16 protein-coding genes are annotated in these 15,980 nt (G+C 67.7%); 7 read left to right on the top strand and 9 right to left on the bottom strand.

Annotation, left to right across the window (positions count from 1 at the left end):
* Positions 1 to 33: 33 nt before the first annotated feature.
* From ACFWMR_RS07380 to ACFWMR_RS07345, 8 genes are read right to left on the bottom strand one after another with little or no spacing between them, the layout of a single operon-like run.
* Positions 34 to 1,074 (bottom strand): hypothetical protein, encoded by a 1,041-nt coding sequence (locus ACFWMR_RS07380; RefSeq protein ID WP_378377763.1) that lies wholly within the window; start codon positions 1,072 to 1,074, stop codon positions 34 to 36.
* A complete protein-coding gene (locus tag ACFWMR_RS07375; RefSeq protein WP_378377762.1) occupies positions 1,071 to 4,286 on the bottom strand; it encodes a hypothetical protein in 3,216 nt (1,071 codons plus the stop codon). Before ACFWMR_RS07375 ends, ACFWMR_RS07380 begins: the two co-directional genes overlap by 4 nt.
* Entirely contained in the window at positions 4,283 to 5,014 is a 732-nt protein-coding gene (locus ACFWMR_RS07370; protein WP_378377761.1) for a hypothetical protein, read from the bottom strand. The genes ACFWMR_RS07375 and ACFWMR_RS07370 overlap by 4 nt, the downstream gene beginning before the upstream one ends.
* Positions 5,011 to 5,217, bottom strand: a complete 207-nt coding sequence (locus tag ACFWMR_RS07365; RefSeq protein ID WP_378377760.1) for a hypothetical protein — start codon at positions 5,215 to 5,217, stop codon at positions 5,011 to 5,013. The genes ACFWMR_RS07370 and ACFWMR_RS07365 overlap by 4 nt, the downstream gene beginning before the upstream one ends.
* Complete coding sequence (locus ACFWMR_RS07360; protein ID WP_378377759.1) at positions 5,214 to 5,591, bottom strand: SsgA family sporulation/cell division regulator; 378 nt, start codon at positions 5,589 to 5,591, stop codon at positions 5,214 to 5,216. The genes ACFWMR_RS07365 and ACFWMR_RS07360 overlap by 4 nt, the downstream gene beginning before the upstream one ends.
* Positions 5,588 to 5,869, bottom strand: a complete 282-nt coding sequence (locus ACFWMR_RS07355) for a hypothetical protein (protein ID WP_378377758.1) — start codon at positions 5,867 to 5,869, stop codon at positions 5,588 to 5,590. The genes ACFWMR_RS07360 and ACFWMR_RS07355 overlap by 4 nt, the downstream gene beginning before the upstream one ends.
* Entirely contained in the window at positions 5,866 to 7,959 is a 2,094-nt protein-coding gene (locus tag ACFWMR_RS07350) for a type IV secretory system conjugative DNA transfer family protein (protein WP_378377757.1), read from the bottom strand. The genes ACFWMR_RS07355 and ACFWMR_RS07350 overlap by 4 nt, the downstream gene beginning before the upstream one ends.
* The gene (locus ACFWMR_RS07345; RefSeq protein ID WP_378377756.1) at positions 7,959 to 8,327 is read right to left on the bottom strand and encodes a helix-turn-helix domain-containing protein; all 369 of its coding nucleotides are present in this window, start codon (positions 8,325 to 8,327) and stop codon (positions 7,959 to 7,961) included. The genes ACFWMR_RS07350 and ACFWMR_RS07345 overlap by 1 nt, the downstream gene beginning before the upstream one ends.
* 87 nt (positions 8,328 to 8,414) lie before the next feature.
* Here ACFWMR_RS07345 and ACFWMR_RS07340 point away from each other — a divergent pair, with 87 nt between their 5' ends.
* From ACFWMR_RS07340 to ACFWMR_RS07310, 7 genes are all read left to right on the top strand, one after another.
* Entirely contained in the window at positions 8,415 to 8,777 is a 363-nt protein-coding gene (locus tag ACFWMR_RS07340) for a GntR family transcriptional regulator (RefSeq protein ID WP_378377755.1), read from the top strand.
* A gap of 179 nt (positions 8,778 to 8,956) precedes the next feature.
* Positions 8,957 to 10,177, top strand: a complete 1,221-nt coding sequence (locus ACFWMR_RS07335) for a helix-turn-helix domain-containing protein (protein WP_378377754.1) — start codon at positions 8,957 to 8,959, stop codon at positions 10,175 to 10,177.
* 5 nt (positions 10,178 to 10,182) lie between these two features.
* The gene (locus ACFWMR_RS07330) at positions 10,183 to 10,644 is read left to right on the top strand and encodes an NUDIX domain-containing protein (RefSeq protein ID WP_378377753.1); all 462 of its coding nucleotides are present in this window, start codon (positions 10,183 to 10,185) and stop codon (positions 10,642 to 10,644) included.
* Positions 10,645 to 11,368: 724 nt separating this feature from the next.
* The gene (locus ACFWMR_RS07325) at positions 11,369 to 12,352 is read left to right on the top strand and encodes a MurR/RpiR family transcriptional regulator (protein ID WP_378377752.1); all 984 of its coding nucleotides are present in this window, start codon (positions 11,369 to 11,371) and stop codon (positions 12,350 to 12,352) included.
* 412 nt (positions 12,353 to 12,764) lie between these two features.
* Positions 12,765 to 12,896: a hypothetical protein gene (locus ACFWMR_RS07320; RefSeq protein ID WP_378377751.1), complete on the top strand. Its 132-nt coding sequence runs from the start codon at positions 12,765 to 12,767 to the stop codon at positions 12,894 to 12,896.
* 808 nt (positions 12,897 to 13,704) lie between these two features.
* Positions 13,705 to 13,953, top strand: coding sequence for a hypothetical protein (locus ACFWMR_RS07315; RefSeq protein WP_378377750.1), 249 nt, complete (start codon positions 13,705 to 13,707; stop codon positions 13,951 to 13,953).
* A 77-nt stretch (positions 13,954 to 14,030) separates the two neighbouring features.
* Positions 14,031 to 15,167: a hypothetical protein gene (locus ACFWMR_RS07310; RefSeq protein ID WP_378377749.1), complete on the top strand. Its 1,137-nt coding sequence runs from the start codon at positions 14,031 to 14,033 to the stop codon at positions 15,165 to 15,167.
* A 359-nt stretch (positions 15,168 to 15,526) separates the two neighbouring features.
* On the opposite strand, the gene ACFWMR_RS07305 is transcribed toward ACFWMR_RS07310, so the two are convergent.
* Positions 15,527 to 15,862: a hypothetical protein gene (locus ACFWMR_RS07305; RefSeq protein ID WP_378377748.1), complete on the bottom strand. Its 336-nt coding sequence runs from the start codon at positions 15,860 to 15,862 to the stop codon at positions 15,527 to 15,529.
* Positions 15,863 to 15,980 lie beyond the last annotated feature (118 nt).

Raw genomic sequence — 15,980 nt, 5'->3', positions numbered from 1 at the left:
TGGGTGGTGATGTGCTGCTGGGTGACTTGGTGATCATGAGTTGGCCTGGGTGGTGCTGTGGTTCGTGATGACGTGAAGGTGATGGGGCTGTTCCCGGAGTTCCTTGAGGACGGTTCCGGCGGTGCCCCGGGAGACTTGGGCGGTTTCGGAGAGCTGATCGACCGTCGGGAGAGCGCCGTGCAGCGCTTGGTGCTTGCGGGCCTCGTGCAGAGCCCGGTCTCGCTTCGGCGAGGACGGCGACGGCACTGGACGCTCCCGCGTCTGCACGTCCGCGCCGCGCTCCCCCGCCTCGTCCGGCTGAACAGATCCCGGACTCGCGACTGGACGTTCACTCACGGCGGGCGCACTGGACGCGTTCAACAGGTCCGACTGAACGGGAACGGATTGGACGGACACCGCCGACGGCCGGTCCGAGTGAACGGTCTCCGGCTGGACGCTTGCGGAAGCGGGACGGTCCGCCGGGACCGACTTCGCCCGCGCTGTCGACGGGCGGGCGGTGATCAACTGGTGGACGACGACACCGCCGATGGACACCACGGCCATCACCACACCGGTGTCCCAATGGTGTCCGGTCGAAAAGCCGTGCAGGAAGTTCAGTCCCGCCGCGACGGCGGCGAACACCCACACCCCGGCCTTCAACCAGCCGGTCAGCTCGCCCCGGCGGACCCCGATCGTCACCGCCGCGGCGAACGCCCACATCGCCGCCTCGCTGAACAACGGCAACAGCACCCCGACCGGACCGAACACCTGCTTGCCGTACTCGGCCATCGCCGACCACGCCAGGATCGCCGGGACCAGGATCACCGGCACGAACAACAGATCCAGCGAGTGCTTCCGGCTCGCAGCCACCAACGCCCTCGCGAACCGGATCCGACCTGCCTTTCGCTTGGCGCGCTTCGCCTCCCGAGCTTCCTGCCTGGCGGCCTCGGCTGCGGCGCGCTGCTCGAACTCCAGCCGCCGGTCCTCCCGCTCCTCCGCCCGCTCCGCGGCCTTGTCCGCGCGGCGCTGCTCCGCGTTCGCGGCCCGGTCCGCCCGGGCCTCCTCCCGCCGCGTCGTCACCTCGTCCACGCTCATCCCATCCCCTGCTCGGCACCGTCGTAGTCGGTGTCCTCAGTGGCGTCGTCGTCGACGTCCTCAACCGGCCAGGAAACGACGTCGCCGTCGCCGCTGTCCTCGTTGTCGGCGGTCCAGCGCTCCACGGCGTCCTCGGCCTCGTCCACGGCCTGCTCGCACTCCGCGACCCGTTCCGCCAGCGGCGGGGGCTCGGAGTCCTCGTCGGCGAGCACCGCGTCGATGCGGTCCAGCACGGAATCCGTGTCCTCGGCGTCGTCACGGTGGTCGAGTTCGTCGTCCTGCGACCGATCGCCCTCGTCCCGCTCATGCGCCGCGTCAAAAGGGAGATCGTCGGTGACCTCGTCCTGGTCGAGGGCCGGCCACTCGCTTGCCTGGCTCTCGTCGGACGGTTCGGTCGACAGCTGCGCGAGGGTCTGGTCGACGTCGGCGTCGGCCGCGTCGAGCACGGTGAGATAGGCGGCCCGGGTCGCGTCGCTCTCGACCACGCCGACAATCTCCTCCGCGGTCAGTTCGCGTGCCATGGCGGCGGCCTCGCGCGCGGTCAGGGCCTCGTTGCCGGACTCGATACGGCTGTCGTCAGCGACGAGCTCGATCGCGGTCCGCAGATCCATCTCCGGCACGGTGCTGTCGCGGGCAGGCAGGTTCCGCTCGATCCAGCCCCCCGGCTCCGGGGCCTGCTCGGGAGCCTCCGGTGCCTCGATTTTGTCGGCATCGTCGAGGACGTCGTGGTTCGTGGCCACGTGAGGCTGATCCACCAACCCCTGGATCTCCCGTTCCTCCCACGGCTCGTTGCCGGCGGCCATCTCGGCGGCTCGCGCGGTGTGACCGTCGGCGGTGGCGGCGGCCTCGGCGGCTTCGCGTTCCAACCGCGCGCGCACCTCCGGGTCGGTGGCGCTGGCGGCGGCCGTGGAACGCAGGGACGCGACATGGCGGTATCGCTCGGCGGCGAGCCGGGTCGCGGCCTGGGCCAGCAGATCCGGCTCCTCGGCGGTAGTGGTGTCGGCCACTGGCCGGGTTCCGCGCGGCATGACCGCCGACCAGGGCTCGACCTGCCAGTTCTGGGCTGCCTCGTCCTCCGCCCGGCGCAGGGCGGTGACCATGTCGACCCCGTCCCTGAGCAGGGCTTGATAGCGCTGCTCGACCTGCGACTGGTACAGCTCCTCGTCGTTGCGCCGACGGGTTGCGGCGGCCGCGGCCTGCGCGGAGATTCCAGGGCTGTTGGTATCCACAGTGGACTCTTCTCCGGTGTCGTGGGCCGACGCGTGCTCGGTGGCATCGGCGGGGTGGGCGAGCGCGGCGCGGACCTGGTCGGCCTGCTCGGCGCTGATGCGAGAGGTGAAGGTGGTGGCTGTGTCGCTCACCGCCGTGGAACGGGCAGCGTCGTGGTCTTGGCCGGCGGCGATCTGGCAGCGGTAGGACAGGACGGCCGCGTTCGCGAGCCTGGGGTCGTCATGGCTGGCTTCGACCGCGCGGCGGTGCGCGGCTTCGTCGTCCCAGCCCTCGGAACGCAGCTGCGCGAAGCGGCCCACCGCGTCCTCGGCGACGAAGTAATTCCGCATCGCTTCCCCGGCGGGCATCAGCTCGTCCGGGTCGATCACCACCACGTCCGGGTCCTCGACGCCAGCGGCGTCCGTGTCGTCCACCGTGGGCTCGTGTCCGAACTCGAAGGGGGTCAGCTCGTCGGCGGCGACTTCGGCGGCGAGGTCGGCGGCGGTGGCCGGTTCGAACCCGTCCCGGCGGTATTCCACGTAGTGACCGAGCGCGGTGTCGGCGACCGGGACGTCTTTGACAGGGAAGGTGCCCAGCACCTCCTCGACGGCGTCGTCCTCGCTGCGTCCGTCCTGGCGGGCCTTCTCGAACAGCTCGGCCGCTTCCCGCCCGATCCGCTCGTTGCGGTCGAACGCCAGCTGCTCGCCCTCCTCGGCGGCGGGGTCGGGCACGTCTGGCTCGAATCCGTCGGTGTCCTCCTCGACAGTGCGGGCGAGGTCGAGATCGGACCCGACGTTCGCGATCACGGCTTCGGCGTCGTCGAGGGCGGCGTAGCCCTCGTTCGCGCGCTCCAGTGCCAGATGTGCGGCGGTGTCGGCGGCGGCGAGCCGCGCTGCGGTGTCCGGGTCCATGCCCTGGCTGGTGAACCAGTCGTAGCGGCGCACCACATCGCCGGCTTCTTCTTCGGCGGGTGTGTCGCCGGAACGGTGGGCGTCGAGCGCGGCGCGGGCGGCGGCGTTGGCCTCGTCGAACCCGGGCACGTCGATGCCCTCGATGAGGCCGCCGGTGTAGCGCTCGCCCTGGCGGGCGGCGGCGATCGCCGCCGATGCCGCGTACGGTTCGGCCACGTACTCGTCGACCCCGTCACGGACATGGGCCACGAATCCGCCGATCGCGTGGACCGCCACCGGGTCACCGCCCGCGGCGGTCGCGGCAGCTTTGCCGGTGTCCATCCCGGCGTTGCGTAGCGACAGGAACTGCCCGATCGCCGCGTCGGCGACCGTTCCGGCGACCACCTCGTCCCGGATCGCCGCGGGATCGGCGTCGGGGTCGTACTCGGTCCGGTCGGCGTACTCGGCCACCGCGTCCCGCACACCCGGCGCGTCGCCGACCCTCTCGACCGCTTCGGAGACCTCCACCCCGAGAGCGCGAGCGGCGAGATAGTCGTCGATCCCGGCCTGCACCTGTGGGACGAGGATGCTGTGCCGCGGCCCGGTCTCCCGGATCCCGGGCACCACCTCGACGCCGTCGGGTACGACGGTGCCGTCGTCGAAGGTGACCAGCACCGGTTGACCGAGCCGCCCGCCGGCGCCGTCACCGCGCCATCCCACGATCTCCTCGCGGAAGTCCGCCAGCGCAACGGATTCGTCTCGTCCTTGGGCGACCTGGTCGATGAGTTCGGCGGAGGAGTCGATCACCATGTCGGCCTGCTCGGGTGCCCCGGCCTGACGGCGGACCATCACCGACGCGGCCGTTTCGGCCGCGACCGTGGTCGCCTGCTCCTCGGCCATGCCCGCGCCGGTCAGCCGCTCGAACACCTCGGCCGCGAGCGCACCGACCGGCGGCGCCAGGCTCACCCGGCTCCGGATCGCCTGCTCGTTCGGCCGTTCCTGGTCGCGGCGCCACCCCACATACACGCGCAGCGTGTCGCGGGCGGCCCGCTGGAACTGCTCGAAACTGCGCGCCCGTTCGATTTTCGACTGCCAGATCAGGTTCTCGCTCATCGTCGACCACCCCCGCTACGGCGGCGGGCGGCCTCGGCCGCGCGGGCGTCGGCGACGGTGTCGGCGTCCGGCTCGGGTGCGGTGTCGGTGCGGGCGGTGCCCCACCATCCGGCGATCGGCGCGAGCGCCGTCCCCGACGGAACACGCGGCGCGGGCACGTGGTGACTGCCGCCGTCCTGGTGGTTCTCCAGCGAACAGTTCCCGGTCGCCGCCTTGATCCGCTTCACCGCACCGGGCCGGTACCGGTCATGCCAATCCGCCGCGCGGGCGACCGTGGCGTCCTTGTCGACGTAGGCGGCGAGCCAGGAGCGCATCAGCGCGACGAGCTCTTCGACCACGTCCGGGTGCCACCACCAGCACTCCGGCAGCTCCGCGCCGTGGTAGCGCAGATACACCCGGGACAGCCACAACGACAGCTCCGTCAGCACGATCTGCGCCTCGTCGACACCGTCGATGTCGTCGCCGTCGGCGAGGTCGAGCCACGACAGCGGGCGGGTCTTCGTTCCCGGTTCCTCGTCGTTGAGCTGCTCCACCAGGGTCTTCACGACCTTGGCCAGCTTCGTGACCTGCTCCGGCAACGGCTCGACCACCTCGTGCAGGGTCTGTACCTGCTCCGGCAGCGGTGTCACCGCTTCCAGCGTCAGACGCAGGCCCTCGACCTCACGGGCCAGACCGGCCACCGCGGCCGTGGTCGCGAACTCGGGCTCCTTCTTCTCGTTGGTGCTCATCGCGGGACCTCCACGAGGTCGAACCGGGCATGGAGTTCGGTCCAGGCGGCGTGGTGACGGTTGTCGGCGGTGTGCCAGAGCCCGTCCTCGCCGGGGAACCACAGGTGCATCAGGTCGTCGCGCACCACCGGGCCGTCGTCCGGGGCGGGCTTGTCGGCGACGCTGGCGGCGAGCCACACACGCGGTGCCGTGGGGGCGCTCATCGGAGACTCACCCCCGGGAACACCTCGGCGGCGGCCGACCAGTCGATCGCGTCGGCCTCGGTTCCGGGGCGGACGGCGTCGAAGGTGGAGGCGACGAGTTCGGCGAGGTCGTCGCGGCGGAACACCACCCACCCGGACCCGTCCGGGCCGGTCAGGCCGACGGTGATCAGGTCGCCGCGGGCGGTGACCCGGACGTCGCCGATCCCGGACTGTCCGCAGTGCAGCGCCTCGGCGAGCAGTTCCCGGCTGATCACCCACTCCGCGCCGGGGAATCCGAACGTGACCGCGTAGGGCTCGGTCGTGTCGTAGCGGGCGTTCACCACCGCGTGCCCGGTCTTGAGCAACGCGTGCAAGGTCGACTCGATCGCGGTCATCGCCCACCGCCCGGGGCGGAGTGCAGGCGGCGGCCGGTCTCGGACACGACCCAGGCCACGAAGTCCTCGCGCACACCGGGCGCGATGTGGGCGTTGAGGAACGCGGTGATCTGCTCGGCGGACAGGCCGTTGACCGTGCGCCACGCGATGATCTCCACCAGCATCGCGACCAGACGGACCGGTTCGCCGGAGTGTTCGGCGAACTCGCGGGCCAGCTGCTCGATCAGGGCGGTGATCCGGAACGTGCCGACCGGTATGAAGGGCTGGTTCGGGTTCATCGGGTCCGGCCCTCCCCGCGCTCGTCGCTGCCCGGGGTTTCGCTCGCTCCGGCGATGTGCGCGTCGAGCTCGGCATCGAGCGCGGCGAGCGGATCCGCCGGCGTCGCGCCGCGCTTCTCCTCGGCCAGGGTGGTGTCCATGCGCACCGCCTCGACCCGGACCGCACCGGCCTCGTGCTCGGCCTGCGGCGGCACCACCGGCGCGCCATGACCGGTGCGGCGGTTGGCGGCCCAGTCCTGGGCGCGGGCCACCCACGGCTCGACCCGGTCGGCGAGCGCGTCCACGAACGCCCCGGCCCTGGTGGTCCACAGTTCGCGGCGCTCGTCCCACCGCATCAGCAGCTCGACATACCGCTCACGGCGCTCGGCGGACTTCACGTCGCCCCGCTTCCACCCCATCTGCAAGCGTCCGATCGCGGCGGGCATCCCCCGCCGCACGATCACCGCGTGCAGCTCCGGCAGCTGCGCGATCTGCCCCGCCGAGAGCACCGGAACCCGCTGCGGCGTCCGCCCCGTCACATGGCCGTCGACGTCCTCGGTGGCGACCATCTCGTGCCGGTCCGCGGTCAGCAGCGAATACGCCTGCAAGTCATCGGCGTCGCGGGCACCCGCGAGGATCAGCACAGTCGCCGAGTTCGTCATGATCGCCGCGCAACCCGTGTCGCCCCAACGCTTCCGCAGCTGCGCCCGCGACTGCGCTCCGATGTGGATGGTCACGTTTCGGCCGCCCATGTCCGCCGTCCAGGCGTCTAATGGCACCGGCGCGATGATCGCCGCCTCATCAAGAACCAACGTCAACGCCGGGTCCAGCCGCCCACCGAGGGACTCCGACGCGATGCGACGGGCCTCGCGGGCGATGTGCGCGGTCAACGCCGCCACCAGCGGAGCCGTGTGGCCTTCCTCCGCGCCGAGCATGTAGACGGTGCCGCGCTGGTCGAGCAGATCGGCGACGTCGAACGCGCCACCCGTGGCCGCGGCGCGCGCGGTCGGGTCGGTCAGCCACCCGAGCGCGGGCATGATCGTCGTCGTGATCGACGACCGGGTCCGGTCGTTCGTGGTCAGGAACTGCCGCGCCGTGGTCTCGAACGCCGGCTCCGGCGAGCGGCGCAGCAGACGCAGCACCTCATCCGCCGAACCCTCCGGATCCGCCACCCACGACTGCACATCCACCATGTCCAGCCCACCGAGAGCGGCGGCGTGCATCAACGCCGCCAAAGCGCGGCGAGCCTGCGACACCCAATGCTCCCGCTCGTCACTCCCGCCATCCGGCAGCAAATCCGACGCGCGGTGCGTCGCGGTCACCGGGTTCTCGCACCCGGCCAGCGGGTCGAACGTGATCGTCGAGTCCAGCTTCCCCAACCCCGACGGGTTGAACACGAACACCGGGCCGTGCTGCTCACGCAGCCGCGCGGTCAAATCGATCAGGTCCGTCCGCGTCGACGTGGCGATCACCGCGCCCGGGGCGTCGAGGATCCGGCACGCCAGCTCCCCCGTCTTCCCCGACCGCGGCCCACCCAGCCGCAACGTCACGTCCTCCACCGGCGACCAGATCTGCTGGAAACCCACCCGCGCCACCGCCGTGGCGTACTCGGTCACCGGAACCCGGCGACGGGTCCACCATATCGACGTGCGCAGCTGCGGCTTCAGCACCTTCGCCTTCCGCCGCATCGCGGACTTCGACGCCACCCGCCAGATCTGCCAGCGCGACGCCACACCACCATTCCGGCGCGAACGACGCGACCACTTCCCGATCAACCCCGCCGAACCGATCCGGCCACGCAGACCCAGGAACGCCGCGACCGCCAGCACCGGGCCGCCGAACAGCAGACCCCACGGCCACACGTCATAGCCCGGCGTCACCTCGGGAACCCAGCCCGCGAACCAGACCGACAAACCCGTCAGCCCGGCCGCGACCGTCACCAGCCGTGCCGCGTTCCCCCGCACCAGCTCCGCCAGACCGAACACGGCAGCCGCCACACCCGCGACCACGAACCACGGCCACACCACAGCGGCCCTCACATGCCAGTCGCTCAGCAAATTCCCCAGCGCGATCAACACGACCGCCGTCAGAAGAGCCCCGAAAGTACGCATCAGGCCGCACCCCCAGCCGCGAACTCGAACTCACCCGAGGACTCGTCCTGGGGGACCACGCGCGTCGCGGCAGCCGACTCACAGGCAGCGAGATACTCCTCGATCGCTTCGCCTGAGATCCTGATCGCGCCTTTGCCGGTGCCCATCCGCTTGGCGCGTAGCGCACCGGACTCCACTGCCCTGTAGATCGTTGCCGCCGAGACGTCGCACGCCTCCGCGACCGCTTGGACCCGGTACAGCCGGGTACGCTCCACCTGCATCGTTTCTCCCAACGTTTCGATGCGCGCCCCGGCCGGTGCTCCAACACCGGTCGGGGTTTCCTGCAGTTGCAGGGAAATCGCGGCGAATACCGCGAAACTTGAGAACATAGCCAGCTTAGCCGTCTTAGCTGGCCTAGGCAAGGCTGTGGTACCAGCAAAGACGGCTATGCTGGCTTTATCCGTAGACTCAGGCCCATGGACGGCTACGACCTCAGCGACCCCCGCCCGGCTTACCTCCGGATCGCAACCCTGGTCCGTGATCAGATCCAATTGGGCGACCTGAAGCCTGGTGACCAGCTGCCGAGCATGCGCGCCCTCGCAGAGCAATACGAGGTCGGCGTCGAGACGATCAAGCGATCCCTCGAGTTGTTGCGCGCAGGCGGCGTCATCGTGTCGCGCCAAGGAAAAGGATCGTTCGTCAGCGAACGCGCAGACGACGCTCCGGCAAGTCTTCCGCCGTCGGCGGGAATCGCCGACCAGGTCGATGCACTCCGCGCTGAGCTTGCCGGAGTCAAGGAGCGCCTTGCACAGCTCGAAGCTCGCGTCAATGAGTCGTGAACTCGTTTCGCTGGCGTCGCTCCAAGCATCGAGCGTCACGCTGCGTACGGTGGCCGCTGGGGCCACCTGACGTCGCTGGTTTCGCATAAGGGCAGCCTGGGGCCGGTTTGTCGGTCCCCCCGGGAAAAACTTTCCCGGTACGTTTCTTGCGAGCAGGGAGGGTGGAGTTCATGCGAGGAATGAGCGAGAACCTGACCGTTGGCGAGCGTGTCGCCTGGTATCGCCGCCGCCGCGGCATATCCCAGGAGGCGTTGGCAGGCCTCGTTGGGCGCACTGGCGAGTGGTTGCGAAAGGCCGAGAACAATCGCGCCGAGCTCGATCGACTGTCTGTCATTCGCAGATTGGCCGATGCCCTCGACGTCGCATTGGGCGACTTGATCGGTGAACCCACGCTGCTGGACTGGACACCGGACAGTGGCACTTCGACCGTCCCTGCCCTTCGGGCCGCCTTGATGGACTACCGACAGCTGACCCCGATTCTCAGTGCGCCCACGTCGGACGCGGAGCCTCCGAACTTGAACGAGCTCGCGGACGAGCTCCGGACCGTCTTTGACGCGTACCAAAACTCGCGTTTCGGTTTCGCGGCCGGTCGGTCGCCGCTGCTGCTCGCCGACGCACTACTCGCCGCGCACCAATACGACGGCGAAGACGGGGTCCGTGCGCATGAGCTACTCGCCTTGAGCTACCAGGTATCGGCGTCGGTACTCACGAAGCTGGGCGAAGCCGACCTCGCTTGGATGGCTGCCGAGCGCGGTCTCGCCGCTGCACAAGAAACAGGCAACCCCGCGATCACCGGCTCCCTCTTCCGTTCTGTTGCGTTCGCGCTGCTTTCGACAGGTCGACACGAGCCAGCGATGAGCCTCACCGAAGCCGGCGCCGCATATCTCCAACCTCACCTCGGCGAAGGCGGAGGCGATCTGCTGTCGGCGTATGGCATGTTATTTCTCGCTGGCTCGATGGCAGCGTCGCGATCGGACGACCGCTCGACGACCCGTTCGTACCTTGCCGAAGCTGAGGACGCCGCCCATCGGCTGGGCGTCGACGGCAACCACCTGTGGACGGCGTTCGGGCCGACAAACGTGGCGATCCACCGGGTCAACACCGCGATGGAGCTGGGCGACGTACAAATCGCCCTTGACCTCGGCCCCGGTCTTGATACAAGCCCCCTTCCCGTTGAACGACGGGTCCGCCACCTCCTCGACGTCGCGCGGGCATACAACACCTCCGGGCGGAGCGAGGCCGCAGTCGCCACAGTGCTCGACGCCGAGCGAATGGCGCCCGACCAGGTACGGCACCACTACCTGAGCAGGCAACTGGTCCTGAACTGGGTCCGCAACACGCACGGTAAGCCCGCCTTCGAACTGGACCAACTTGCGCGGAGGATGCACGTCGTAGGGTAGGAGACGTGACCGATCCATCTGAGAAGTTCGCAACGCCCCGGGTCGCCTCCGGGGCGTTGTTCGTTGACGGCGATCGAGTGCTGCTCGTCCGCAAGACGTACGGCAACCGCTGGGATATCCCGGGTGGCTACGTCGACCGGGGAGAGTCGCCTGCTGCGGCGTGCCGGCGAGAGTTGCGCGAGGAGCTCGCGATCGACCGCACACCGGTTCGCCTTCTCGTCCAAGACTGGGCGCCCAACGAAAAGGAGGGGGATAAACTGCTCTACGTCTTCGCTTGCGGCCGCCTTGGAGACGACGAGCAACGAATTGCGCTCGACGGCAAGGAACTGGACCATTGGGAGTGGGTCGCAGTTCAACAACTTTCCGAGTACTTGATTCCCCGCTTAACCCGTCGGCTTTCTCGCGCATACGAAGCGCACAAAAAGCAGACAACCTTCTACCTCGAACACGGCGAACTCGTGCTTTAACGGAGACTGCCTGAGAGGAGGTCTTAGGTTCCACGACCTTCGAATCTCATCACGCGGGCCGACGTCGAGCCCCACCGACATCTCAACAGTCGGATATCGCGCTGGTGTCGCGTAACGGTCGCCTGGACACACGCGACTCAACCAGCACGCTGTCCGATTGGCAGCTGCTCGCGCCAACAACCCAGGCTGGAACCGTATGAACCCGTGGATACAAGCAGGCACCACTGCCCTTGTAGGGCTAGTCGTTGCCACGGCTTCATGGCTCGGTGTGCGAATGACCGTCGGCGGCGCCAATCGCGCGATAAATCACCATCGCCGAGAGGAGTGGTGGCGGCGCTTCACATGGGCGGCGACGTTAGCCCTCGACGACTCCGAATCGCGACAAGCTGCTGGACTTGAACTGCTTGTAACCCTCGCAAAGTCCGACCTCGCTGAACATGATGATTGCCTTCTTTTAGACGTCTTTCACGGCAGACTACTTGAATCCGTCTTGAGCGCTCAAATCGATGGCGACTTGGGTTGACAAATGTACATTACTGACGCGCAGATATCAGCCGCTCGCCTAAGGATCGTCCTAGACAAAAAGCTCGGGCGCAAAACACCGCCAGTCGTAGTCTCGATCGCAGGCATGACGGGCGCCGGTTTCCTTTTCGCGAGAACAGGTCAGAACAAGCCAGACCAATCAAGCATCGCACCAGACGTAACCTCCGATCAGATTGTCGCCGTGGACGAGCAACGTCCAACTGCTGAGGCGACAGTCCCGGCTCCTTCAGAACATGAGCATCCGAGCGCGTCGTTACTCTCATGGATTCGCAGTCTCCTGCCCGAGCTTGCCCGGGCCGAGCAGCGTGTCGCGAAGGTCGTCCTCGACGACCCCGCGCAGGTCGCGCGGCGCAGCATCACCGAGGTCGCGCTCGCGGCCAACACCAGCGAAACCACCGTCACGCGGTTCTGCAAGGCGGTCGGCGTCGGTGGATATCCGCAGCTCAGGATCGCTCTGGCGGCTGACACCGCTCGCTCCGAGGCGCGGTCGAGCCGCAACCTCGGTGGCGAGATCGGGCCGGAGGACGACCTGGCCGCGGTGATCGGCAAGGTCAGCTTCGCGGACGCCCGCACCGTCGAGGTGACCGCCGACCAGCTCGACGTCCCGTCGCTACAGCGCGTGATCGACATCGTGGCCGGCGCGGGCCGCGTGGACGTCTACGGCGTGGGCGCGAGCGCGTTCGTGGCCGCGGATCTCCAGCAGAAGCTGCACCGCATCGGGCGGGTGAGCTTCGCCTGGTCGGACACGCACATCATGCTGACCTCGGCCGCCGTGCTGAGCCCCGGAGACGTCGCGATCGGCATCTCCCACACGGGCGCGACCACGGACACCGTCGAGGCGCTGCGGGTGGCCCGTGAGCACGGCGCGATCACCGTCGCCGTGACGAACTTCCCGCGTTCGCCGATCACCGAGGTCGCCGACCACGTGCTGACCACGGCCGCGCGGGAGACGACGTTCCGTTCCGGTGCGACCGCCAGTCGCATCGCGCAGCTGACCGTCATCGACTGCCTGTTCATCGGTGTCGCGCAGCGGCACATGGACGCCAGGGCGAGGGTGCTAGGAGAGCCCGAGGCCTCGACTTCCGCCGAACCAATCGCTATCGGGAGGTCGCCATCGGCCAGGGTTCCAAACATCCCTCCTGTTCCAAGACCGCCAAAGCCTTAACTCTGGCAGGAGTGCCCGTGGACCAGCTGTGGACCAACACACCAGCAACACCAGAAGAAACCGCAACTGACGACCTTCCAGAGTCAACCTAGGTCACTGTTTTTGCAGGTCAGGACTGCCCCATACTCCTGGGGGTCAAGGGGTCGCAGGTTCGAATCCTGTCAGCCCGACGGACGAAGCGGGTTTCCGCAGCTCACCAGCTGCGGGGGCCCGCTTTTTCATGTGGTCAGAGGTGTCGTTCTGGTCTAGCACAGCGCTCGGTGACACCTTGACTGGAGGGCTCTCCTCATGACCACGAATTTGACCAAACAGGGTTTACCACGGCCCAAGGATGACGTGTGGCGCTCCTACGTCGAGGAGTGGGACCGCGGCCTGCGCGCAGCGAACCGTCCTCACACGACCCGCTACAACTATGAACTCGCCGTCACTGATCGTTTTCGGGACGAGCCGGGTCGCCGACTACCTGCGCGGGTTCGTGTCGGTCGGCGAGCGCGAGCTGAGCACCGAACGGGTCCGCGCCGTCGGCCGAGTCGGTCCTCAATGAGACGAGTCCAAGATACAGGTCAGCGGCTTGGTCACCAGTGGCCCTCGTGGCCCCGCGAAAAGATCTTGAAGTTCCTGTGCACGCTCCAGCAGAGCGCCAGGAAAAAGGTTTCTACCGGAAGACCCACCTGGTGAATTAATCCGGAAAATCGGATTGGCCGCTTCGCCAGCCACATCTTCGACACTCAAAGTTCCACAGATACAGCGAAGCCCCGGAGATCAACTCTCCGGGGCTTCCGTTGATGATCACCGGGCCAACGATGATCATCGCCCCCGTGCTCCGGCCGAACCTTGCCCGCGCCAGGGGGAGTATCCATATTTACTAGATCGACAACACCTACGATACCTGACCCCGAAGCGTCCAGTGTTGCGATTTTCGACACTTCGCCGCTGTCTAAAACTATGTTCCACCTGGGAAAACCCGGAAAGACGCCGCCCAGCAGGACATTTGCTACCCCTCTACCGGTTCAGCCGAGTCGCGTCTCATTGGATTTCGACACCTGAGATATTTCTGAGAAACGAAAATGTCCAACCTGAAAGAATCCTGTGACACCGGAGGGTGTTCCTGAGATAATTCTGTGGGTTCTCGCCATCTGCGGATTTGAACCGGAATTCGCTCCCGTACGTTCCCTTGGCAGTTCTACGATTGCTCTTGTCTTCGCCGGTGCGTCTCGAGGCGGAGGACGTCCTTGTCAACGGAAGGCCAATTCCGTGTCGAAGGACGGGCTACGAGTCTCCGGCCGGACCGCAGTACGCCCACGCCGCTCGTGCACACCGAGCGGCTCCTTTCCCCCGTCAGGGAGAGTCACATGCCCAAGACACCATCTTCCGTAGATCCGGCTTGCGGGCACCCGATGCCGCCGGCCGAGGCCATCACGATGCCACAGGTCCTGCTGTCCGGCATCGTTCTTACCTTCACCGGGTGGATGATCAGCCGCGGATTCGGCTGCCACGTCGCGCTGCTGATCTCTAGTGGTAGCGTCACTGTCGGCAGTGGGCTGGCCTACGTGCCACGCGGGATCACTCGGGTCGCTCGCGCGCTGGGACAGCAGTCATGAACACGACGGTAGGACGGCAGAGTCCATCCGCCCGTTACACCCAAGCTCCTCGTCCTTCGTGCGAGACCGCCGAGGAGATGGGCCGTTTCGCACGTACCGACCCTCGCCTGTTCTGGCTGGCCGATGCTCCGGAGCAGACAGTCACGCTGGTCGGAACCATCGTCAAGATCGCGTCCAAGACGGACTTCGACTGCGACGACCCGCGATTGCGGCGCTTGCTGTCCACGGCGATCACTGCCGCGAGCGCGGAGCGGCCGTCATCAGGCGGTTCGCTGGAGTTCGACGAGTTGAGCATCAGAACGCCGGGTGATGTCGCGGGTGCGCTGAAACTGATGATGACGCGTGCCGGGCTCGGGCCAGGGCAGATCGCGGTCAGAACGCACATCCATCGCAGCCAGGTGTACCACTTGAGCAATCCGGTGCGGGAGGCGCTGCCGCGCACCCACGATCAGTTGCTGGCCTGCTTGGAGGCATGCCGAACGCCTCGTCGTCAGATCGAGGTGATCCTGCTCCAGTGGCTGCTGCTGCGGGAGCGCCGCCGCGCCGGGCTGCCTCTTCTCCTGCCCGGTCCGGCGGTAACGACGCCGCCAGCCGACACCGCGGACGTCGACGACCGGCTCGAGAGGACGGTCTCGGCTCAGCCAGATACGGCGCCGCGCCCTGCGCCAGTACAGCCCGTGGAGGAGACCGTCACGCAGTCGACCGAGACCGAGCCGGCCGGCCCCTTCCGGTACGTGCCGATGCAGCTGACACACTTGACGGCTTTGGCAATCGCCGCGATCGTGCTCGCACTCGCCATCGCCTTCAGCGCAGGTCCCGTGGTGATCGGCTTTCTCGGCGCCAGCGGTGTCTTCCCCGCTCACGACCAGGGCGGTGCACGAACCTCGCCCACCAGCTCCCAGCTGCGGCACAGTCAGATCCCGGCGGCGGAGGTCTCGATGCGATTCGCCGACCTTGCCGCCGCAGTCGACGCGGCTCGCGCGGACGGCATACCTCCTGATGCCTCAGCCGAACGCGTACTGGAGCAGTACGGCGGACTCGTCAACATCAACGTCGGCACCGGTTCGCTCACGCTGACCTCGGACTTCCAACGGCAGAACACGCTGTGGAGCACCTCGCCGCAACCAACCGGCACGTCGAAACCTGCGACCAGCAGCCCAACAGGCCCGCCAACACTGACTGGCTGGCTCCAACTGCGGAACCACACAAGATAGGGAGCTATGCCCGGATCTCCGCCGGTGGCTTCGGGCCGCCCGGTGTCTCTGGTCCAGTGCCAGGCGGAGCGCAGGGCCGTGATGAGTGCCTCGCCGTCGGCGTAGGTCGGGGGTGCGGCCCGACCGGCAGCCAGGTATCGGAGACGGCTGGGCCGCCCCCTTGCTGCACCGGCTGTTCGCGAACACGATCCTCCAGGTCGCCGGCGGCGCGACGGCGGTCGGCGGTCTGGGATACGGCGATCTCTGCCGCCTGCGTCGCCAACCGATGACCACACGCTGATTGCCAGGATGCGCCATCCGATCGACCGGCAGCACAGGCCAGAAACCGGTCATTTTCCGAACCTGCGGATCAGTCAGTTTCACCGACTTAGGCGTGGTTCGGCGTCAGGCGCGGTGACGATGCTGACGGGGCCGATGTGGAGTTCGGTGGCGCCGAGAAGGGTAATTCCGCCGGCTGCGAGCGCGAGCAGCATGGTGATGCTGATCAACAGTTTGATCAGGGGCGTGGCGGTGCCGGTGAGGAGCCGGAAGAGCAAGGCGGTGAGGGTGTCGGGATCGGTGCTGGAACCGGCAGGGCGAGGGCGGCGGGTACGACGGCGTGACATGGCAGGTTCCTTCCGGGTGGTCCGCCGGGGAAATTCGGTAGCGGACAGTGGCGATGCGCGGGCATTGGTGCCCACTTCCTGCAGCGTCACGGGTGATCCGGTTTCCGCGCCAGACTCTGGCACGGAACCATCGATAACCTCGGAAGTGTCGTAAACGCAGGTCAGAGAGGGCTTGGCGATGTCAGATACTCCGCGGAAACCGGGTGAG

Source organism: Amycolatopsis thailandensis (assembly GCF_042723255.1).
Classification (GTDB): domain Bacteria; phylum Actinomycetota; class Actinomycetes; order Mycobacteriales; family Pseudonocardiaceae; genus Amycolatopsis; species Amycolatopsis thailandensis.
Note: the sequence above shows the minus strand (reverse complement) of the source record. Positions and strands in the feature narration are given on the sequence as shown.